Here is a 19,249-nt window from a genome sequence, read left to right as displayed (position 1 = left end):
GTCTTTGGGTGTTCGGTCATTGAACGCCATTTGCCACCACTGCGGCAATTCGACTTATGGTCAGGTGGTCCGTCGTGGGTTATGGACCGGCCTCAGGCTCCCATCCAGGATGAGCGCCTGGGCCGTCTGCTCAGGGCTGTAGAAAACGTCTTTGTCGCACCTGCACATGCCAGACTGTTCATTTGCTCGCCACACTCTCGTGAAGTTGTGAAAAACCGTTTTTTCACGCTCTTTTGGAGTCGTGAACCTCAAAAGTGGACTGCGCGAGGGCAACCCGCAGGTTCATGTGCAGCAGACGGCCAGAGACAGCAGGCACGACAGCCGATGCAAGACCTGAGTGGAAGGCTCTCTGTGGGCGAAGCGGTGAAGGTGCCGGGGTCAAGCGGCGAATGCGGGGCCCGATCAGGAGACGTCCTTATAATCGGGGGGAGATTATAACGAGGTCGCGGGCAGAAAGGTCGTACTTCTTGGGTTTTTATTGCTGCGTTTGTCAGGCCGCGAGCAGGCGTTGCTGCCAGCGGCGCCGTGCCGGCGGGCAAACCCGGGCGCTGGCCGGCAGCGCCTGGCCCAGCCAGCCCAGGTGGGCTTCGCTGACCTGGACCCAGCCACTGCCGGCCGGGGCCTGGGCGCAGTGCTTGAAGGCCAGGCACGTGCCGTTTTCGTCGAGGCGGGCATAGGTGGTGTGACGCGGGCGTTGCAGGAGCAGGGTCCAGAGCGAGGCCATGGCGGAAAATCCTGTCTGATTCGGACGTGCGGCAAGCTTACCCGCAGCACCATTAAACCCTCGTGACAGCGGCGTGTTCCCGGCATGACAATCGCGTGCCCAGACGGCGCCAAGGCTTCATCTCGCGAAGCTTGCCGCGGGTAGCGTGCCTCTCGTTATACTGTCGGCCTTTGCCGCTTTTTTCTGGAGAAATGCGCATGCTGCAACGTCTGTTGTTCGGTTTGATGGCGGTGGCTACCCTGAGCCTGGTCGGCTGTGCCCACAGCCCGCAGCAGTTGAGCCCGCAACCCAAGCTCACCACGCAGCTCAACGCGGTCGGCCGCGGCCAGCCGGTGGAGGTCAAGGTGGTCGATGGCCGTGCTTCGCAGTCGCTGGGCACCCGCGGCGGCATGTACCCTGAGACCAGCACCATCACCGTCAGTGGCAACGACGTGGTGCCCAAGCTGCAGGCCCAGGCCGAGGCTGCCGTGCGTCTGCTGGGCTTCACCCCGACCCGCGGCGGTGGCAACGCGCCTCAGTTGACCGTGACCCTGGCCGAACTCAAGTACCAGTCGCCCAAGGACAAGATGTACGTCACCGAAGCGACCATCGGCGCCACGTTCCGCGCCGACGTGTCCAACGCCAACCGTCGCTACAGCGGTCGCTACGGCGCCTCGCTGGACCAGCGTTTCGGCATGGCACCGAACCAGGAAACCAACACCAAGCTGGTCAGCGATGTGCTCAGCGACGCCCTGACCCGTCTGTTCAAGGATCCGTCGATCGGTCAGATGCTGGCTGAGTAAGCCTTTCGATGCCATGAAAAGCCCGCTGCCTGGGACAAGGCAGCGGGCTTTTTTGTGGGTGATGCACCGTGGATCAGGCGGCCTCGATGGCAAAATCCAGCACGCTGAAGCCGGTGCCCAGGTCCACTTCCGGCAGGTCATGGTGCGCATGGCCGCCGAGGGCGCAGTAAACCAGCCAGCCACGGTCGTGGACGTTGATCGCGAAGCCGTCGATCAATGCCTGCTGCTCGTCGCTGGGCGCGACGAGGTAGAGACGGTCCTGGTTTTCGGCGTGCAGCATGTCAAGCTCCGGTATCGAGAAGGCCGACAGGGTGGCCTCTTCGGATGACGAGCGTATGACAGGCGAAATTTAGGGGGCGATGTCTTGGCGCTGACCAATGGCGCTCCGGCCGCACAGTGTGCCAGGAGCGCCACAAGAGCCTGCACTCAGGCCACTTCTGCCTGGCGCTTGACCTGATACTGATTGCGCACCGGCATGGCGTACTGCTGCACCAGGTAAGGCCGATGCTCGACCGGGCAGGCCTCCAGGCGGCGCTGCCATTCTTCCTGCGCCCGCGCCAGCTCATCGGCCGGAAACAGCTTGTCGGCGGTGGGTACCGCCAGCGCCGTGTCCTGTTGATCCCACATGGCATAGGCCAGGTAGTGCACCGGGAATAGGCGATAGCCGGCGAGAATCTGTCGGTCGATGGCCTGTGCCAGTTGCTTGGTGTCTTCGTGGTACTCGGTCACCGGCGGCGCGAAATTGATGTGCACCCGGCCTTTGTAGCCGGTGATGCCAAGGGCGATGCTGTTGTCGTCCTCGCCTGGCACCTTGCTGTAGCTGCCGGTGCTGGCGCGGATGTACAGCTCGCGGGCCTTAGCCTGGTCGCAGGGATCGTATTCATAGCTGATCGACACCGGAATCAGGTTCAGGCTCTGGATCACCGCGCCGAAGGCTTCGTCCTTGCGGCTCATGTGGAACATCTTGAGGATCGCCGAATCGGTGCGATCGTCACCGTCCTTGGCGCGGCCTTCGGCCTGGGCGATCCAGATCGAGGTGCCGTCGTCGCGGATCGAGTGGTTGATGTAGGCCGAGAGCAGTTGGTAAGCCGCCAGCTTCTCGCGGCGACCGCTGATGGAGCGGTGCACGATGAAGCTCTTGTTCAGGCGCATCATGTCGCTGACGAAAGGCTTCTGCAGCAGGTTGTCGCCGATGGCGATGCGCGGGGTGGGCAGGCCGGCGTGATAGACCGCGTAGTTGACGAACGCCGGGTCCATGACGATGTCGCGGTGATTGGCCAGGAACAGGTAGGCGCTGCCGGCCTTGAGCTGCTCGACGCCGGTGTAGGTGACCCCGTCGGTGGCGCGGTCGATGGTACGGTCGACGTAGTACTCGACCTTGTCCTGCAGCGTCGCGACGCTGCTCACGCCGGCGAATTCCTTGCGCAGGCGGCGCGCGATCAGCGGCTTGAGCAGCCAGCCGAAGGCGCCGGCCAGGCGCGGGAAGCGAAAGTGGGTGAGGATATCGAGGAATGCCGGGTCGCTGAGCAGGCGTGCCAGAACGGCAGGGACTTCAGCGTCGTCGTAGGGTCGGATGGCATCGAATGCGCCCATCATGCTCTCTTGTTGGAAACGGCTAGAGTAATAAAGTAGGGGCGGGGCCGAGAAAACGGCTCGGACACACACGGACCCCGTAAACAGACCGGCAATTATACGCATAAGTCACCGCGCAGGCCCCCGATGCTCGAAATCGACTTCTATGACTGTCCCTACTGCGGCGAACGCGTCGAAACCACCGTCGACATTTCTGCCGGCGATCAGCACTACACCGAGGACTGCCAGGTCTGTTGCCGGCCGATCGTGTGCATTTTGCAGGTGCACGATGACGAATGGTTGCTCGAGGTGCGCCGTGAGGACGATGCCTGATGCGCAGAATCTACGAGCCGGAAAGCCTGATCGAGGCGCAGATGCTGGTGGGCATGCTGGCCAGCGAGGGCATTGCCGTGCACCTGATTGGCGCCGATCTGGTCGGCGCGATGGGTGACCTGCCGCTGCAGGGGCTGTTGGCCCTGGCGGTGGACGACGAGCAGGCGGGGTACGCACGGCAGTTGATCGATGCGTACAATGCCGCTCAGCCCCTTGCCGGTGACGAGCCCGACGCCTGTCCCGGCACCTTGATCTGCTAGGTTTGCCTGTCTTATGTGTGGACGCTACGCCCTGTTTCGCTGGTCCCAGGCCTTCGCCGCCCTGCCGGGGTTTCCCGTCGACCAGCAGGCGCAATGGAACATCTCGCCCGGTGCCTCGGTGTTGATCCAGCGCCAGATCGACGACCAGTTGCAGCTGGCCAGGGCGCGCTGGGGGCTGACGCCGCCGTGGCTCACCGACCTGTCGCGCACCCCCGCCCATGCCCGCGCCGAAACCCTGGCCGAACAGCCGATGTTTCGCGAGGCTTTTCGCCTACGCCGTTGCCTGATGCCAGCCAACGGTTTCTACGAATGGCGCGGCACGGCGCGCAAGCGGCCGTACTGGGTGACGCCCGGGGAGGGCGCCTCGCTGTTCTACGCGGCGGTGTGGGAGGCGTATCCGGTGCAGGAGCAGGTCTGGCTCAGTTGTGCCGTGGTCACCCAGGCGGCCATGAACCAGCGTCGGCCGTTGATTCTCGACGAGGCAGGCCAGGCCGCCTGGCTGGATCCGCAGACGCCGAAGGCGCGCCTGCATGAACTGCTGGCCAGCCCGCCGGCGAGCTTGCGCGAGCGGGCGCTGGCGCCTCTGGTCAACGACCCGCAGCTCGATGGACCGCAGTGCTTGACGCCGGCCTGAGCCCAGCGCGCTTTGCCGGTCACACCCTGAACTGATTGATCAGGCGCCGCTGCTGTTCGGCTAGTTGGGTCAACTCGGCGCTGGCCTGGCTCGACTCGTCGGCGCCGCCGGCCACCTCGCTGGCCACCTGGCCGATGTTGGTGACGTTGCGGTTGATGTCCTCGGCCACCGCGCTCTGCTGCTCGGCAGCACTGGCGATCTGCGTATTCATGTCGTTGATCACCGACACCGCCTGGGTGATGCTCTCCAGCGCCAGCGCCGCGCGATTGGCCTGCTGCACGCTGTCGTCGGTCTTGCCCTGGCTGTCTTCCATGACCTTGACCACGTCGCGGGTGCCCTGCTGCAGTTGCTGGATCATCTGCTGAATTTCCTGGGTCGCCTGTTGGGTCTTCTGCGCCAGGTTGCGCACCTCGTCGGCGACCACCGCGAAGCCTCGACCCTGCTCGCCGGCACGGGCGGCCTCGATGGCGGCGTTGAGCGCCAGCAGGTTGGTCTGCTCGGCGATGGCGCGGATGGTCACCAGGATGGTGTTGATGTTCTCGCTGTCGCGGGCCAGGGTCTGCACCACGGTCACCGCGCGGCCGATTTCGCTGGCCAGGCTGCTGATGGACTGCGAGGCGTCATGCACGATCTGCATGCCCTGGTTGGCGGCCTGGTCGGCGTTGCTGGCGGCCTGGGCAGCTTGGGTGGCGTTGCGCGCCACGTCCTGGGCGGTGGCGGTCATTTCCTGCACGGCAGTGGCCACCTGGTCGATTTCGGCCATCTGCTTGTGCACGCCCTGGTTGGTGCGAATGGCGATGTCGGCGGTGTGCTCCGAGGAGTCGCTGACCTTCTGCACCGAACTCACCACTTGGCTGATCATCGCCTGGAGCTTGGCCAGGAAGGTGTTGAAGCCGCTGGCGATGGCGCCCAGTTCGTCGGCGCGGTCGCTGTGCAGGCGGCGGGTGAGGTCGCCTTCGCCCTGGGCGATATCGTCGAGCATGGCCACCATCTGCTTCAGCGGACGAGCGATGCCGTGGGCCAGCAGCCCGATCACCAGCAGGCCGAGCACGGCGATGCCCAGGCCGACCGCAGTCATGCCGAAGATATCGGTGCGGCGCTGCTCGCCGAGGTCTTTCTGCAATTGCGTGACATCGGCCATCACCGTGCTCAGCGGCAGTTGTAGCAGCAGCACCCAGCGCGCATCGGTGTTGGCCACTTTGAACGGCAGGTACAGCTCGATACGGTCCTTGTCTCGGTCGAGTTGATAGTGCAGCGCATCGCCATTGCTGCTGGCCAGTGCGGCCGACTCGGCCGAATCCAGCACGTCACTGGCTTTTTCGCCGAACTTGGACGGGTCTTTGGTGTATGCCACCAGGCGACCGTTGCTCGACACCAGGGCCAGTTCGCCGGCGCCATCATAGAGTTGGCGGTCGGCGGCGTTGAGCAAGTCCTGGATGAAGTCCACCGACAGGTCGGCCCCGGCGATGCCCTGGAATTGGCCGTTGAGCATGATCGGTTCGACGAACGAGGCGAGCATCACTGTCTTGTCGCCCACCTTGTAAGGCGCGGGATCGATCACGCAGGCCTTCTTGGTTTCCTTGGGGCACAGGTAGTACTCGCTGGCGCGCACGCCGGTGGCCAGGATGGTCTGATCGTTGACGTCGACCAGGCGATCCTGGCCGAGGCTGCCGTCGGCGTTGCGGAACCACCAGGGCAGGAAGCGCTCGCCGTTGACGTCGGCGTGGTCCAGGGCGTTGGGTTCCCAGCCCAGGTAGGCGCCGAGCACGCTGGGGTTGTCCTCGACGGTGCGCCTGAGCAGGTTGCTCAGGTAGGCGCGGTCGATCTGCATCAGCGGTTTGCCATCGGCATCCTGTGCGCCGAGCAGGCCGTTGAGCGTGGCCAGGCTGCGGCTGATCAGCAGCGGCGCTTCCAGGCCGCGCTGGATTTCGCTGACCTGGGTGCGCGCCAGCGCCGACAGGCGCTGTTCGATGACCGCCTCGAACTGCTGCTGGGTGCGCTGCTGTACCAGGGCCTGGGTGCGCGCTCCTGCGTACACGGCGTAGAGCACCAGGGCGGCGACGATGCTCAACACGATGGCACCGGCCAGCGCCGCCACGGAAAACTGGATCGACTTGAACTTCATGATCGAAAAGCTCCACGCCAGGAGGTCGTTGTCCTGGGTTATCGGCGTGGGCTGGGCAAAGCATGAGGACGGTTGTCAGAAATCTTCGACGCACCTCTGGCAGGGGCGCATGACTGGGCCTAGGATACGCGGCATGTAAAAAGAGGGAGTCTTTTCATGCGTAAGTCATTCGTGGTCAGCCTGTTGAGTGCCAGCATCCTGCTGGGCGGCTGCCAGGCGGTCAACACCACCAGCGGCGGTGCGGTGGGCGTGGAGCGCAAGCAGTACATGTTCAGCATGCTGTCCACCGACGAGGTGAACCAGATGTACGCCCAGTCGTACCAGCAGACCCTCGGCGAAGCCTCGAGCAAAGGCGTGCTGGACAAGACCAGCAATGACGCACGGCGCGTGCAGTTGATCGCCGACCGCCTGATCGCCCAGGCGCCCAAGTTCCGCCCGGATGCGGCGCAATGGAAGTGGGAAGTCAACGTGATCAAGAGCGATGAGCTCAACGCCAACTGCGGCCCTGGCGGCAAGATCATCGTCTACACCGGCCTGATCGATCAGCTCAAGCTCACCGATGCCGAACTGGCGGCGGTGATGGGCCATGAAATCGCCCACGCCCTGCGCGAGCATGGCCGTGAAGCCATGTCCAAGGCCTACGGCATCAACATGGCGCGCCAGGGCGCCGGTGCCATCTTCGGCCTGGGCCAGGACAGCATGGCGCTGGCCGACACCGTGGTGAACTACGCCATGACCTTGCCCAACAGCCGCGCCAACGAGAACGAAGCCGACCTGATCGGTCTCGAGCTGTCGGCCCGCGCCGGTTATGACCCGAACGCGGCGATCACGTTGTGGAACAAGATGAGCAAGGCCTCCGAAGGCGCCCCGCCCGAGTTCATGAGCACTCACCCCGCCTCGAGCAGCCGCATCGCCTCCCTGCAAGCAGCCATTCCCAAAGTCATGCCCTTGTATCAACAGGCGGCTAAGTAGCAGCTACGAGCTTCAAGCTGCAAGCTGCAAGTCAAGCCGCGCCGCACCTTCTTGCCGCTTGAAGCTTGCCGCTTGCCGCTGCCCTACACCCAACCGCTGGTTTTCATGGCCGAGTAGACGGCGACGGCGGCCAGGACGAAGAAGGCGGCGGCGGCCAGGCGGCGGATCAGGGTCAGGGGCAGTTTGTCGGCGGCGAAGTTGCCGGCCAGCACCACCGGCACGTTGGCGATCAGCATGCCCAGCGTGGTGCCCACGATCACCAGGATCAGGTGCGGGTACTGCGCGGCCAGCATCACCGTGGCGACCTGGGTCTTGTCGCCGATCTCGGCCAGGAAGAACGCGATCAACGTGGTCAGGAACGGCCCGAAGCGCCGCGCGTTGCTGCTCTCGTCGTCGTCCATCTTGTCCGGCACCAGGGTCCACAGGGCTGTGGCGGTGAAGCTCGCGGCGAGGATCCAGTGCAGCACGCTTTCGGTGAAGAAACCGCTGACCCAGGCGCCGACCGCACCGGCGGCCGCATGGTTGGCCAAGGTCGCGGCGACGATACCGGCGATGATCGGCCAGGGCTTGCGGAAACGGGCGGCGAGAATGAGCGCGAGCAGTTGCGTCTTGTCGCCGATTTCGGCGAGCGCAACGATGGCGGTGGGGACGAGCAGGGATTCGAGCATCAGGCTTCCTACGGGGGCGGGTCGACACGGCTATGACACGTACAGCCTTCCCGCCCCGGGTAAGGTGTGCGTGTCATAGGTCTTGTCAAACCCTGGGCTCATCTGTGTGAGCCGTGAGGTCGCACGCGCCATGGCCTGTGGGCCAAGTGTGTTGACGCGTGCCGGGCAAGCTGAGGACGCTTGCGGGAGACTACTCCCCTAGGACGGAGCGGATTCTGCCTAGCCGATTCGGTTTCGGCAAGCGCTTTTTTTCTAGCCGCGAATGGCCCGATAAATTCGGAAACCGTCCCCTTCGGCGCGCGTTTCGCAGTTGCCCAAAGCCTGTTGGATGAGCGGTTGATAGCGCAGGAAGCTGTTGGCGACAATCCGCATTTCTCCGCCTTTTACCAGCTTTTTAGCCGATTTTAGCAGCAGGTTTTCCGAGGCCTGATAGTCAGTGTGAACCCCGGTGTGGAACGGCGGATTGCTGACGATCGCGCTCAGTTCATCGGGGGCGGCGTCGATGCCGTCGCCGCTGATGACCTCGCCCTGCAGGCCGTTCGCGGCCAAGGTCAGGCGACTGGCCGCGACGGCGAAGGCATCGACGTCGAGCAGGGTCACCTGGCTTTGCGGGTAGCGGCGCTTGAGGGTGGCGCCCAGCACACCGGCACCGCAGCCGAAGTCCAGCACATGGCCCACCGGCAGGTGCTCCAGGTGCTGCAGCAGCAGGGCGGTGCCGCGATCCAGGCGCCCATGGCTGAACACGCCGGGCAGGCTGATCACCTGCAGTGGGCCATCGTCCAGCGCCAGCTCGAAGCGCTGGGCCAGGCTGTCCAGCGGCGTAGCCTCGGGGGCGTGGTCCACCGTCACCTGCCACAGTTGGCAGTGGCGGGCGCTGTCGAGCTTGCGCGGCTTGCCGAACGCCTGCAACAGCTTGGCCGCGCCCTCGATGCCACCGCGCTTTTCCCCCACCAGGTACAGGCTGCGTCCGGCCAGGCGCGCGGCCAGTGCGTTGAGCAGATAGGCGGCCAGCTCGCGCGACTTGGGCAGGCACAGCACGGCGGCGTCGAAGGCCACTTCGGGAACGTCCACGCCGAAGTGGCTGCGACCGGCGAAGCGCTGTTGCAGCAACCCGTGATCCCCCGCATGCCAGGTCCAGGCCTGGGCCTGCGGCAGTTGCCCCAGCAGGCCATCGGCGGCGGCTCCGGCGATCAGCAGCGGGCCTTGGAACAGGTCCGCCTGGCGGAGCAACACTTCACTGCGCGGGTCCATGTCGGACGTCTCCTGAAAAAAGCGCGAAGTGTATCACTTGGCAAGCGCCGCGCCGCGAGCGGACCGCGGCGCGCCCCCAGGTGATCAGCTTCGCCGCGGCCATTGGCGCTATAACCGGAGCCGTGCATGGCCGTTGCTACCGGCCCCGTCAACCCACCACCCGTCGTGGCTGTCCCGCGAAGAACGCCTGGGCGTTCTCGGCCAATTGCCCGACGATGCGCTGGCGTGATTCCACCGCGCCCCAGGCGCTGTGCGGGGTGACGATCAAGCGCGGGATGTCCGCTGCCAGCAGCGGATTGCCGTGCACCGGCGGTTCCACGCTGAGCACATCGGTCGCCGCGCCGCCCAGATGCCCGTTGCGCAGCGCGTCGGCCAGCGCCTGCTCGTCGATCAACCCGCCACGTGCGGTATTGACCACCAGCGCCCCCGGCTTGAGCAATGCCAATTCGCGGGCGCCGAGCATATGGCGGGTCTGCTCGTTCAGCGGGCAATGCAGGGTCAGGGCGTCAACCTGCGGCAGCAGTTCGTCCAGTGCCAGGCGCTCGGCGCGCGCCGGGCGGCCGGGAATCTGCCCGCTGAGCACGCGCATGCCGAACGCTTCGGCCAGCTTGGCCACGGCGCCGCCCAGCTCGCCATGGCCGAGCAGGCCGAGGGTCTTGCCCTGCAATTCGACGATGGGGAAATCCAGTAGGCAGAACTGGCTGGCCTTGGCCCAGGCGCCGTCCTGCACTGCCCGGTGGTAATCGCACAAGCGAGTCGCCAGGGCCAGCAACAGCGCCAGCGTGTGCTGGGCCACCGACGGCGTGCCGTAGCCCTGGCAGTTGCACACGGTGATGCCCTGGGCGCGTGCCGCCGCGAGGTCGACGTTGTTGGTGCCGGTGGCGGCCACGAGAATCAACTTCAGCTGTGGATTGGCAGCCAGCACCTCGGCGTCGAGCAGCACCTTGTTGCTGATCGCCACGCTGGCGCCGCGCAGGCGTTCGTTCACCTGATCGGCCGAAGTCGAGCCGTGCAAGGTCAGCTCATCGAAGCATTCGCGCAGGACGGCGAGGTCCAGGTCGCCCAGGTCGAGCGAGTCGTGGTCGAGAAAAACGGCGTGTCGGCTGGTGGTCATTGCGACTCCTGTGGAAAACGAGACAAGGCCGCGACTGCACGGCCTCGTAACAAAAATATGCAGCAAACGCTGCCCTATGCGCTATGCCTAATGGCTGGTCATTCTTCGTCGTTGGTTCACAGGTGGTCGAGTCAAGCGCTTGATGCTCCGACCGGTGTTACCCGCAGGCACTGCGTGCCAGGCGCGAATCATTCCTTCGGCTGATTTGACCGGCGCCTGGCCGCTCTACAGTAGCGCCTTGACACTTCGGCACGCATTTTCAGAAAAGGGACAATCATGCTGCAGACCCGAATTCTCGAACCCACCGAGGGCGCCTACGCCTATCCGTTGTTGATCAAGCGCTTGCTGCTGTCGGGCGGGCGCTACGAGAAAACCCGCGAGATCGTCTACCGCGACCAGGTGCGCCTGAGCTACCGCGAACTGGGCGAGCGCATCGCGCGGCTGGCCAACGTGCTCACCGAGGCTGGGGTCAAGGCCGGCGACACCGTGGCGGTGATGGACTGGGACAGCCATCGCTACCTCGAATGCATGTTCGCCATCCCGATGATCGGCGCGGTGGTGCACACTATCAACGTGCGCCTGTCGCCGGAGCAGATCCTCTACACCATGAACCACGCCGAAGACCGCTTCGTGCTGGTCAACAGCGATTTCGTCGCGCTCTATCAGGGCATCGCCGGGCAATTGACCACGGTCGACAAGACCCTGCTGATCACCGACGGCCCCGAGCGCAGCGCCGAGCTGCCGAACCTGGTCGGCGAATACGAACAGCTGCTCGCCGGCGCCAGCCCTCGCTACGACTTCCCCGACTTCGACGAAAACTCGGTGGCCACCACCTTCTACACCACCGGCACCACGGGCAACCCCAAGGGCGTGTACTTCACCCACCGCCAACTGGTGCTGCACACCCTGGCCGAAGCGGCGGTGCTCGGCGGCGACGACAGCGTGCGCCTGCTCAGCAGCAGCGACGTGTACATGCCGATCACGCCGATGTTCCACGTGCACGCCTGGGGCATTCCCTACGTGGCCACGCTGATGGGCATCAAGCAGGTGTATCCCGGACGCTACGAGCCGGACATGCTGATTCGGCTGTGGCGCGAGGAACAGGTCACGTTCTCCCACTGCGTGCCGACCATCCTGCAGATGCTGCTCAACTGCCCCACGGCCAAGGGCCAGGACTTCGGCGGCTGGAAAATCATCATCGGCGGCAGCGCGCTCAACCGCGCCCTGTACCAGGCCGCGCAGGCCCGTGGCATTCAGCTCACGGCGGCCTATGGCATGTCCGAGACCTGCCCGCTGATTTCCTGTGCGCACCTGAACGACGAACTGCTGGCTGGCAGCGAGGACGAGCGCGTCAGCTACCGCATCAAGGCGGGGGTGCCGGTGCCGATGGTGGAGGCGGCGATCATCGACGAACACGGCCGCTTCCTGCCCAACGACGGCGAGTCCCAGGGCGAGCTGGTGCTGCGCGCGCCGTGGCTGACCCAGGGCTATTACCAAGAGGCGGACAAGAGCGCCGAGCTGTGGCGCGGCGGTTGGCTGCACACCGGCGACGTGGCCACCCTCGACAGCATGGGCTTCATCGACATCCGCGACCGTATCAAGGACGTGATCAAGACCGGCGGCGAATGGCTCTCGTCCCTGGACCTGGAAGACCTGATCAGCCGTCACGAGGCGGTGCGCGAGGTGGCGGTGGTCGGCGTGCCCGACCCGCAGTGGGGCGAGCGGCCGTTCGCGCTGCTGGTGGTGCACCCGGATCGACAACTGGACGCCAAGGCGCTCAAGGAACACCTCAAGCCGTTCGTCGAGCTGGGGCACATCAACAAGTGGGCCATCCCTAGCCAGATCGCCGTTGTTACTGAAATTCCCAAGACCAGCGTCGGCAAACTGGACAAGAAGCGCATCCGCGTGGAGATCGGTCAGTGGCAGGCCAGCAACAGCGCCTTCCTGTCGACCTTGTAACGACCGAGCCAGACAGTCCGAGTGGCGAGTTAGAGCCATCGCGGCTTGTCAAACGCGGAATTTCAGCCATGCTTCAGCACGGCCAGCGAATACGGTGGCAAATTGCAATTGCCGCCGGCGACACGACGCAAATCACACTTTAGAGGGATCAAGCGTTGTCGGGCGCTGGCTATAGTCGGTTCAGGGGATTGTCAGGAATGGGGAGGGGCACGCCCTGCGCGCCACCTGCCGGTGCATCTGCCGTTCAGGTGCCGGGGTCGTTTCTGCAAGCACTCGTTGCCATAACAAAAATGTACATGGAGTAGCGTCGATGACATCTGCAAACCCGCTTTGGCGTCGGGCCAAGCTGCCCTTGGCCGTCAGTCTCGCTTCCACGCTGGCCAGTCCTGCTTTCGCTGTGAGTTTCAACATCGGGGAAATCGAAGGTCAGTTCGATTCGTCGCTCTCCGTTGGGGCCAGTTGGTCCACGGCCAACCCCAACCGCAACCTGATCGGCGTCAACAATGGCGGCAAGGGGCTGTCGCAGACCTCCGACGACGGTCACTTGAACTTCAAGAAGGGCGAGACCTTCTCCAAGATCTTCAAGGGCATCCACGACCTCGAGCTCAAGTACGGCGACACCGGCGTGTTCGTGCGCGGCAAGTACTGGTACGACTTCGAGCTCAAGGATGAAAACCGCGAGTTCAAGAACATCAGCGATTCAGGGCGCAAGTCCGGGGCCAAGTCCTCGGGGGCGCAACTGCTCGATGCGTTCGTCTATCACAACTACTCCATCGGCGACATGCCCGGCTCCGTGCGCCTGGGCAAGCAAGTGGTGAGCTGGGGCGAGAGCACCTTCATCGGCGGTGGTATCAACTCGATCAACCCGATCGACGTCGCTGCCTTCCGCCGCCCTGGCGCCGAGATCAAGGAAGGCCTGATCCCGGTCAACATGTTCTACGTGTCCCAGAGCCTGACCGACAACCTGTCGGCCGAAGCCTTCTACCAGCTCGAATGGGACCAGACCGTCACCGATAACTGCGGCACCTTCTTCTCCCAGCCGGACATCATCTCCGACGGCTGCAACGACAACCTGCGCGTGCTCAACAGCAGCCGCACGGTGCCGGCCGCCGCCCAGCAGTTCCTCGCCACCCGCGGCGTGAACATCAACCAGGAAGGGGTGATGGTGCGCCGTGGCGGTGACCGCGACGCGCGCGACAGCGGCCAGTTCGGCGTGGCCATGCGCTACATGTTCGAGCCGCTGGACACCGAGTTCGGCGCCTACTTCATGAACTACCACAGCCGCGCGCCGATCTTCAGCGCCACCGGTGCACCGCCGGGCGTGTTCGCCGCCATCCCGTCGCTGCCGGCCAGCCTGCGTCCGCTGGCGCCGTTGATCGTCGCCGGCAACTCGAAGTACTTCGTCGAGTACCCCGAGGACATTCGCCTGTACGGCCTGAGCTTCTCCACCACCTTGCCCACCGGCACGGCCTGGAGCGGCGAGATCAGCTACCGGCCCAACGCCCCGGTGCAGTTGAACACCACCGACATCCTGTTCGCCGGCGTACGCCCGCTGGGCGGCGCGCTGGCCAACGCCTCGCTGCTCAACGGCACGCCTGGCCAGGACCTGCACGGCTACCAGCGCAAGGAGATCACCCAGTTCCAGACCACCCTGACGCACTTCTTCGATCAGGTGATGGGCGCCAGCCGCATGACCGTGGTCGGCGAGTTGGGCGTGACCCATGTGGGCGGCCTGGAGAGTGCCTACGACACCCGCTACGGTCGCGACCCGGTGTTCGGCCCAGGGCCGCTGCCGGCCACCGGCGGCGCCAATACCTGCCAGGCGCTCAACGCCAGCACCATCGCCGGCGCCGGTGCTGGGGCCTCCACCGCCAACCTGAACCGCAAGTGCGAGAACGACGGCTACACCACCAGCACGTCCTGGGGCTACCGCGCCCGGGTGATCTGGGACTACAACGACGTGTTCGCCGGGGTTAACCTCAAGCCCAACGTGGCCTGGTCCCACGACGTGTCCGGCTACTCGCCGGGTCCGGGCGGCAACTTCGAGGAAGGGCGCAAGGCGATCAGCCTGGGCGTGGACGCCGAGTACCAGAACACCTACACGGCGAGCCTCTCCTACACCAACTTCTTCGACGGCAAGTACAGCACCGTGGATGACCGCGACTTCGTCGCCCTCAGCTTCGGCGTGAACTTCTAAGCACTCAGATTCAGGATGACGACGATGACGATGACCACAAGTCTGCTCAAGGCCGGTGTGCTGGGTGTGTCCCTGCTGGCGGGCAGTGTCATGGCGGCGGTGTCCGCCGACGAAGCGGCCAAGCTCGGGTCCACGCTCACCCCCATGGGCGCCGAGAAGGCCGGCAATGCCGATGGCTCCATTGGCCCCTGGGAGCCGCTGGGCAAGAATGCCGGCAGCGTCGATGGGCGCGGCTTCCTGGCCGACCCGTACGCCAGCGAGAAGCCGCTGTTCACCATCACCGCAGCCAATGCCGAGCAGTACAAGGACAAGCTTGCCCCTGGCCAGTTGGCGATGCTCAAGCGCTACCCGGATACCTACAAGCTGCCGGTGTACAAGACCCACCGCGGTGCCACCGTGCCGGATTCGGTGTTCGCCGACATCAAGGCCAACGCCACCAACGCCACCCTGGTGGAGGGTGGCAACGGCCTGAACAACTTCCGCGGCGCGGTGCCGTTCCCGATCCCCAAGAGCGGTGTCGAGGTGGTGTGGAACCACATCACCCGTTATCGCGGTGGCAGCGTGGCACGCCTAGTGACGCAGGCCACGCCGCAGCAGAACGGCTCCTACAGCCTGGTGTACTTCAGCGACCAGTTCGTGTTCCGCGACAAAATGAAGGACTACGACCCGAACAACCCGGGCAACGTGCTGTTCTATTTCAAGCAGGAAGTGACCGCGCCCGCGCGTCTGGCCGGAACCGTGCTGCTGGTGCACGAGACCCTCGACCAGGTCAAGGAGCCGCGCAAGGCGTGGATCTACAACGCCGGCCAGCGTCGCGTGCGCATGGCGCCGCAAGTGTCCTACGACGGACCGGGCACCGCCGCCGACGGCCTGCGCACCTCCGATAACCTGGACATGTACAACGGCGCGCCTGACCGCTACGACTGGAAGCTCGAAGGCAAGAAAGAGATGTACATCGCCTCCAACGCGTTCAAGCTCGACGATCCCAAACTCAAGTACGCGGACATCATCAAGGCCGGTCACATCAACCAGGACCTGGCGCGTTACGAGCTGCGTCGGGTGTGGCACGTGGTCGCGACCTTGAAGCCGGGTCAGAAGCACATCTACGCCAAGCGTGACTTCTATATCGACGAGGACACCTGGCAGGCCGCGGTGATCGACCAGTACGACGGTCGTGGGCAACTGTGGCGCGTATCGGAAGCCTTCGCCCAGCCGTACTACAACAACCAGGTACCGTGGTACACCCTCGAAGCCATCTACGACCTGCAGTCGGGGCGCTACCTGGCCCTGGGCATGAAGAACGAAGAGAAGAAGTCCTATGACTTCACCTTCACTGCCAACAAGGCCGACTTCCAGCCCGCCGCCCTGCGCCAGAGCGGGGTGCGCTGAAGTCTTCGGGAGGGGCGGCCAAGCGCCCCTCCTGTCACGTTCCGCACCTTGCCCACACTGATCCTGGTCAACCCCGCTAAGCTTGAATCTTCCAGAATTGGCCCTATGTATGGGTCATCTCCGGCAGGTTCTTCTTAACGGGTGCTGTTTATCGCTCCGCCTGCCCTTTTTAAGGAAGGTATCCCCCATGCGAATAGACCGACTGACCAGCAAGCTGCAACTGGCGTTATCCGACTCCCAATCCCTGGCCGTGGGCATGGACCACCCGGCCATCGAACCTGTGCACCTGCTGCAGGCCCTGATCGAGCAGCAGGGCGGCTCGATCAAGCCGCTGCTGATGCAGGTTGGCTTCGACGTCAACAGCCTGCGCAAGGCGTTGACCAAGGAGCTCGACCAACTGCCCAAGATCCAGAATCCCACCGGCGACGTGAACATGTCCCAGGACCTGGCGCGCCTGCTCAACCAGGCCGACCGTCTGGCCCAGCAGAAGGGCGACCAGTTCATTTCCAGCGAGCTGGTGTTGCTCGCCGCCATGGACGAGAACAGCAAGGTCGGCAAGTTGCTGCTCGGCCAGGGCGTGAGCAAGAAGGCCCTGGAAAACGCCATCAACAACCTGCGCGGCGGCGCGGCGGTCAACGACGCCAACGTCGAGGAATCGCGCCAGGCGCTGGACAAGTACACCGTCGACCTGACCAAGCGCGCCGAGGAAGGCAAGCTCGACCCGGTGATCGGCCGTGACGACGAAATCCGCCGCACCGTGCAGGTGTTGCAGCGCCGTACCAAGAACAACCCGGTGCTGATCGGCGAACCCGGCGTGGGCAAGACCGCCATCGCCGAGGGCCTGGCCCAGCGCATCATCAACGGCGAAGTGCCCGATGGGCTCAAGGGCAAGCGTCTGCTGGCCCTGGACATGGGCGCGCTGATCGCCGGCGCCAAGTACCGCGGCGAGTTCGAGGAACGCCTCAAGGGGCTGCTCAACGAGCTGTCCAAGCAGGACGGCCAGGTCATCCTGTTCATCGACGAACTGCACACCATGGTCGGCGCTGGTAAGGGCGAGGGCGCCATGGACGCCGGCAACATGCTCAAGCCGGCGCTGGCGCGCGGCGAGCTGCACTGCGTGGGCGCGACCACCCTCAACGAGTATCGCCAGTTCATCGAGAAGGACGCGGCGCTGGAGCGACGCTTCCAGAAGGTGCTGGTCGAGGAGCCGAGCGAGGAAGACACCATCGCTATCCTGCGTGGCCTCAAGGAGCGCTACGAGGTGCACCACAAGGTGGCGATCACCGACGGCGCGATCATCGCGGCGGCCAAGCTCAGCCACCGCTACATCACTGATCGTCAACTGCCCGACAAAGCCATCGACCTGATCGACGAAGCCGCCAGCCGCATTCGCATGGAGATCGACTCCAAACCCGAAGTGCTCGACCGTCTCGACCGTCGCCTGATCCAGCTCAAGGTGGAATCCCAGGCGCTGAAGAAGGAAGAGGACGACGCGGCGAAGAAGCGTCTGGAGAAGCTCACCGAGGAAATCGCCCGTCTGGAGCGCGAGTATTCCGACCTGGAAGAGATCTGGGCGTCGGAGAAGGCCGAGGTGCAGGGTTCGGCGCAGATCCAGCAGAAGATCGAACAGGCCCGCCGGGAACTCGAAGCGGCCCGGCGCAAGGGCGACCTGAGCCGCATGGCCGAACTGCAGTATGGGGTGATCCCGGACCTGGAGCGCAGCCTGCAGATGGTCGACCAGCATGGCAAGACCGATAACCAACTGCTGCGCAACAAGGTCACCGAGGAAGAAATCGCCGAGGTGGTCTCCAAGTGGACCGGCATTCCGGTGTCGAAAATGCTCGAAGGCGAGCGCGACAAGCTGCTGAAGATGGAAAGCCTGCTGCACGAGCGGGTGATCGGCCAGAACGAGGCGGTGACCGCCGTGGCCAATGCGGTGCGCCGCTCGCGCGCCGGGTTGTCCGACCCCAACCGCCCCAGCGGTTCGTTCCTGTTCCTCGGCCCCACCGGTGTGGGCAAGACCGAGCTGTGCAAGGCGCTGGCCGAGTTCCTGTTCGACACCGAGGAGGCCATGGTGCGCATCGACATGTCCGAGTTCATGGAGAAGCATTCGGTCGCGCGGCTGATCGGTGCTCCGCCGGGCTACGTGGGTTATGAAGAGGGCGGTTACCTGACCGAGGCGGTGCGACGCAAACCCTACTCGGTGGTGCTGCTCGACGAAGTGGAGAAGGCCCACCCGGACGTATTCAACGTGTTGCTGCAGGTGCTGGAAGATGGCCGTCTGACCGACAGCCACGGCCGTACCGTGGATTTTCGCAACACGGTGATCGTGATGACCTCGAACCTGGGCTCGGCGCAGATCCAGGAATTGGTCGGCGACCGCGAGGCCCAGCGTGCAGCCGTGATGGATGCCGTGGGCGCGCACTTCCGGCCGGAGTTCATCAACCGTATCGACGAAGTGGTGGTGTTCGAGCCGCTGGGCCGCGAGCAGATCGCCGGTATCACCGAGATCCAGCTTGGCCGTCTGCGCGGTCGTCTGGCCGAACGCGAGCTGGCCTTGAACCTCAGCCCCGAGGCCTTGGACAAGTTGATCGCAGTGGGTTACGACCCGGTGTATGGCGCGCGCCCGCTGAAACGGGCGATCCAGCGCTGGATCGAGAACCCGCTGGCGCAATTGATCCTCGCGGGCCAGTTCGTGCCAGGTGCGGCGATCACGGCGCAGGTGGAGGGCGACGAGATCGTCTTCGCCTGAGTCTTCACGTGGTAGAGAAGCCCCGCATCCGCGGGGCTTTTTCTTGTCGCCGCGCAGGGGCGAGGTGCGCAAATCCCTGATTTTTCTCGCTCCGTGCTAACTCGCTGAAAATTTTGAAAAAAATGCTTGCACAATGAAAACGGTACGCCTAATATTCGCACCGCTGTCAGGCACTACCCAGATCAACGGCGGTACAGGTGATCTGAAAACAACTTACAAATCAGTAAGTTGGGTGAAAAAAAGTGGTTGACAAGCAAAACGAAGAATGTAGAATAGCCGGCCTCAGCAGCGACAACGCTAAAGAGATCGAAGCTAACACAAGCTTCGCAGTTGTAAGGTTGTACGAAGTGCAGTTCCGCGATAGCTCAGTCGGTAGAGCAAATGACTGTTAATCATTGGGTCCCTGGTTCGAGTCCAGGTCGCGGAGCCAATTTCGGGGTGTAGCGCAGTCCGGTAGCGCGCCTGCTTTGGGAGCAGGATGTCAGGAGTTCGAATCCCCTCACCCCGACCATTTTCT

At 64.3% G+C, this 19,249-nt stretch carries 16 protein-coding genes, 2 tRNA genes, 1 pseudogene and 1 riboswitch; of the genes and pseudogenes, 11 read left to right on the top strand and 8 right to left on the bottom strand.

The genetic code is table 11. The annotated features are described in order from the left end of the window. Positions 1-490: 490 nt before the first annotated feature. Positions 491-724 carry a hypothetical protein gene (locus NJ69_RS14460; RefSeq protein ID WP_029615111.1) on the bottom strand — a complete coding sequence of 78 codons (234 nt, stop codon included), beginning with the start codon at positions 722-724 and terminating at the stop codon, positions 491-493. Positions 725-921: 197 nt separating this feature from the next. On the opposite strand from NJ69_RS14460, the gene NJ69_RS14455 reads away from it, so the two are divergent. Further along, positions 922-1,506: a YajG family lipoprotein gene (locus NJ69_RS14455; RefSeq protein ID WP_039580173.1), complete on the top strand. Its 585-nt coding sequence runs from the start codon at positions 922-924 to the stop codon at positions 1,504-1,506. 73 nt (positions 1,507-1,579) lie between these two features. Here the strand turns inward: NJ69_RS14455 and NJ69_RS14450 are convergent, their stop codons facing one another. Together NJ69_RS14450 and NJ69_RS14445 are read right to left on the bottom strand one after the other, a co-directional pair. Next, the gene (locus NJ69_RS14450) at positions 1,580-1,786 is read right to left on the bottom strand and encodes a hypothetical protein (RefSeq protein WP_029615113.1); all 207 of its coding nucleotides are present in this window, start codon (positions 1,784-1,786) and stop codon (positions 1,580-1,582) included. A 146-nt stretch (positions 1,787-1,932) separates the two neighbouring features. Further along, positions 1,933-3,099 (bottom strand): 1-acyl-sn-glycerol-3-phosphate acyltransferase, encoded by a 1,167-nt coding sequence (locus tag NJ69_RS14445; RefSeq protein WP_039580171.1) that lies wholly within the window; start codon positions 3,097-3,099, stop codon positions 1,933-1,935. A gap of 126 nt (positions 3,100-3,225) precedes the next feature. On the opposite strand from NJ69_RS14445, the gene NJ69_RS14440 reads away from it, so the two are divergent. From NJ69_RS14440 to NJ69_RS14430, 3 genes are read left to right on the top strand one after another with little or no spacing between them, the layout of a single operon-like run. After that, positions 3,226-3,411 (top strand): CPXCG motif-containing cysteine-rich protein, encoded by a 186-nt coding sequence (locus NJ69_RS14440; RefSeq protein ID WP_029615114.1) that lies wholly within the window; start codon positions 3,226-3,228, stop codon positions 3,409-3,411. Beyond that, positions 3,411-3,671: a putative signal transducing protein gene (locus NJ69_RS14435; protein ID WP_029615115.1), complete on the top strand. Its 261-nt coding sequence runs from the start codon at positions 3,411-3,413 to the stop codon at positions 3,669-3,671. The genes NJ69_RS14440 and NJ69_RS14435 overlap by 1 nt, the downstream gene beginning before the upstream one ends. 13 nt (positions 3,672-3,684) lie before the next feature. Then, complete coding sequence (locus NJ69_RS14430; RefSeq protein WP_039580169.1) at positions 3,685-4,305, top strand: SOS response-associated peptidase; 621 nt, start codon at positions 3,685-3,687, stop codon at positions 4,303-4,305. 19 nt (positions 4,306-4,324) lie between these two features. On the opposite strand, the gene NJ69_RS23215 is transcribed toward NJ69_RS14430, so the two are convergent. Beyond that, positions 4,325-5,068, bottom strand: coding sequence for a methyl-accepting chemotaxis protein (locus NJ69_RS23215; RefSeq protein WP_375063296.1), 744 nt, complete (start codon positions 5,066-5,068; stop codon positions 4,325-4,327). A 111-nt stretch (positions 5,069-5,179) separates the two neighbouring features. Beyond that, a pseudogene (locus NJ69_RS23210) lies at positions 5,180-5,383 on the bottom strand (HAMP domain-containing protein); the annotation flags it as partial. Positions 5,384-6,586: 1,203 nt separating this feature from the next. Between NJ69_RS23210 and NJ69_RS14420 the strand changes: the two are divergent. Then, positions 6,587-7,402 (top strand): M48 family metallopeptidase, encoded by an 816-nt coding sequence (locus NJ69_RS14420; RefSeq protein WP_039580166.1) that lies wholly within the window; start codon positions 6,587-6,589, stop codon positions 7,400-7,402. A gap of 83 nt (positions 7,403-7,485) precedes the next feature. Here NJ69_RS14420 and NJ69_RS14415 read toward each other — a convergent pair whose 3' ends face one another. The 3 genes from NJ69_RS14415 to NJ69_RS14405 all read right to left on the bottom strand — a co-directional run bounded on the left by NJ69_RS14415 (position 7,486) and on the right by NJ69_RS14405 (position 10,435). Further along, positions 7,486-8,070 (bottom strand): TMEM165/GDT1 family protein, encoded by a 585-nt coding sequence (locus NJ69_RS14415; protein WP_029614231.1) that lies wholly within the window; start codon positions 8,068-8,070, stop codon positions 7,486-7,488. A 96-nt stretch (positions 8,071-8,166) separates the two neighbouring features. After that, positions 8,167-8,282: riboswitch (yybP-ykoY riboswitch) on the bottom strand. A 40-nt stretch (positions 8,283-8,322) separates the two neighbouring features. Further along, complete coding sequence (locus NJ69_RS14410; protein WP_039580164.1) at positions 8,323-9,321, bottom strand: class I SAM-dependent methyltransferase; 999 nt, start codon at positions 9,319-9,321, stop codon at positions 8,323-8,325. A 148-nt stretch (positions 9,322-9,469) separates the two neighbouring features. Then, positions 9,470-10,435 (bottom strand): 2-hydroxyacid dehydrogenase, encoded by a 966-nt coding sequence (locus NJ69_RS14405; protein WP_039580162.1) that lies wholly within the window; start codon positions 10,433-10,435, stop codon positions 9,470-9,472. A 276-nt stretch (positions 10,436-10,711) separates the two neighbouring features. Between NJ69_RS14405 and NJ69_RS14400 the strand changes: the two genes are divergently transcribed. The 6 genes from NJ69_RS14400 to NJ69_RS14375 all read left to right on the top strand — a co-directional run bounded on the left by NJ69_RS14400 (position 10,712) and on the right by NJ69_RS14375 (position 19,243). Beyond that, positions 10,712-12,394: a fatty acid--CoA ligase gene (locus tag NJ69_RS14400; RefSeq protein ID WP_039580158.1), complete on the top strand. Its 1,683-nt coding sequence runs from the start codon at positions 10,712-10,714 to the stop codon at positions 12,392-12,394. Between the two features lie 310 nt (positions 12,395-12,704). After that, entirely contained in the window at positions 12,705-14,591 is a 1,887-nt protein-coding gene (locus NJ69_RS14395) for a DUF1302 domain-containing protein (RefSeq protein WP_039580155.1), read from the top strand. A gap of 24 nt (positions 14,592-14,615) precedes the next feature. Then, complete coding sequence (locus NJ69_RS14390) at positions 14,616-15,980, top strand: DUF1329 domain-containing protein (protein ID WP_039580153.1); 1,365 nt, start codon at positions 14,616-14,618, stop codon at positions 15,978-15,980. A 187-nt stretch (positions 15,981-16,167) separates the two neighbouring features. Continuing rightward, on the top strand, positions 16,168-18,732 hold the full coding sequence (gene clpB / locus NJ69_RS14385) for an ATP-dependent chaperone ClpB (protein WP_039580151.1): 2,565 nt from the start codon (positions 16,168-16,170) through the stop codon (positions 18,730-18,732). 354 nt (positions 18,733-19,086) lie between these two features. Then, positions 19,087-19,162 (top strand) — tRNA-Asn (locus NJ69_RS14380). A gap of 4 nt (positions 19,163-19,166) precedes the next feature. Beyond that, positions 19,167-19,243, top strand: a tRNA-Pro gene (locus NJ69_RS14375). Positions 19,244-19,249: the final 6 nt, after the last annotated feature.

The sequence above is a fragment of the Pseudomonas parafulva genome, from assembly GCF_000800255.1.
Classification (GTDB): domain Bacteria; phylum Pseudomonadota; class Gammaproteobacteria; order Pseudomonadales; family Pseudomonadaceae; genus Aquipseudomonas; species Aquipseudomonas boreofloridensis.
The sequence above is the reverse complement of the archived record's forward strand: the minus strand, read 5'-3'. Positions and strand labels throughout refer to the sequence as shown.

What these genes read in the sequence shown, in the direction of transcription:
- NJ69_RS14460 (WP_029615111.1), bottom strand. Translation starts at nt 724, where the DNA reads ATGGCCTCGCTCTGGACCCTGCTCCTGCAACGCCCGCGTCACACCACC.
- NJ69_RS14455 (WP_039580173.1), top strand. Translation starts at nt 922, where the DNA reads ATGCTGCAACGTCTGTTGTTCGGTTTGATGGCGGTGGCTACCCTGAGC.
- NJ69_RS14450 (WP_029615113.1), bottom strand. Translation starts at nt 1,786, where the DNA reads ATGCTGCACGCCGAAAACCAGGACCGTCTCTACCTCGTCGCGCCCAGC.
- NJ69_RS14445 (WP_039580171.1), bottom strand. Translation starts at nt 3,099, where the DNA reads ATGGGCGCATTCGATGCCATCCGACCCTACGACGACGCTGAAGTCCCT.
- NJ69_RS14440 (WP_029615114.1), top strand. Translation starts at nt 3,226, where the DNA reads ATGCTCGAAATCGACTTCTATGACTGTCCCTACTGCGGCGAACGCGTC.
- NJ69_RS14435 (WP_029615115.1), top strand. Translation starts at nt 3,411, where the DNA reads ATGCGCAGAATCTACGAGCCGGAAAGCCTGATCGAGGCGCAGATGCTG.
- NJ69_RS14430 (WP_039580169.1), top strand. Translation starts at nt 3,685, where the DNA reads ATGTGTGGACGCTACGCCCTGTTTCGCTGGTCCCAGGCCTTCGCCGCC.
- NJ69_RS23215 (WP_375063296.1), bottom strand. Translation starts at nt 5,068, where the DNA reads ATGGCCGAAATCGACCAGGTGGCCACTGCCGTGCAGGAAATGACCGCC.
- NJ69_RS14420 (WP_039580166.1), top strand. Translation starts at nt 6,587, where the DNA reads ATGCGTAAGTCATTCGTGGTCAGCCTGTTGAGTGCCAGCATCCTGCTG.
- NJ69_RS14415 (WP_029614231.1), bottom strand. Translation starts at nt 8,070, where the DNA reads ATGCTCGAATCCCTGCTCGTCCCCACCGCCATCGTTGCGCTCGCCGAA.
- NJ69_RS14410 (WP_039580164.1), bottom strand. Translation starts at nt 9,321, where the DNA reads ATGGACCCGCGCAGTGAAGTGTTGCTCCGCCAGGCGGACCTGTTCCAA.
- NJ69_RS14405 (WP_039580162.1), bottom strand. Translation starts at nt 10,435, where the DNA reads ATGACCACCAGCCGACACGCCGTTTTTCTCGACCACGACTCGCTCGAC.
- NJ69_RS14400 (WP_039580158.1), top strand. Translation starts at nt 10,712, where the DNA reads ATGCTGCAGACCCGAATTCTCGAACCCACCGAGGGCGCCTACGCCTAT.
- NJ69_RS14395 (WP_039580155.1), top strand. Translation starts at nt 12,705, where the DNA reads ATGACATCTGCAAACCCGCTTTGGCGTCGGGCCAAGCTGCCCTTGGCC.
- NJ69_RS14390 (WP_039580153.1), top strand. Translation starts at nt 14,616, where the DNA reads ATGACGATGACCACAAGTCTGCTCAAGGCCGGTGTGCTGGGTGTGTCC.
- clpB (WP_039580151.1), top strand. Translation starts at nt 16,168, where the DNA reads ATGCGAATAGACCGACTGACCAGCAAGCTGCAACTGGCGTTATCCGAC.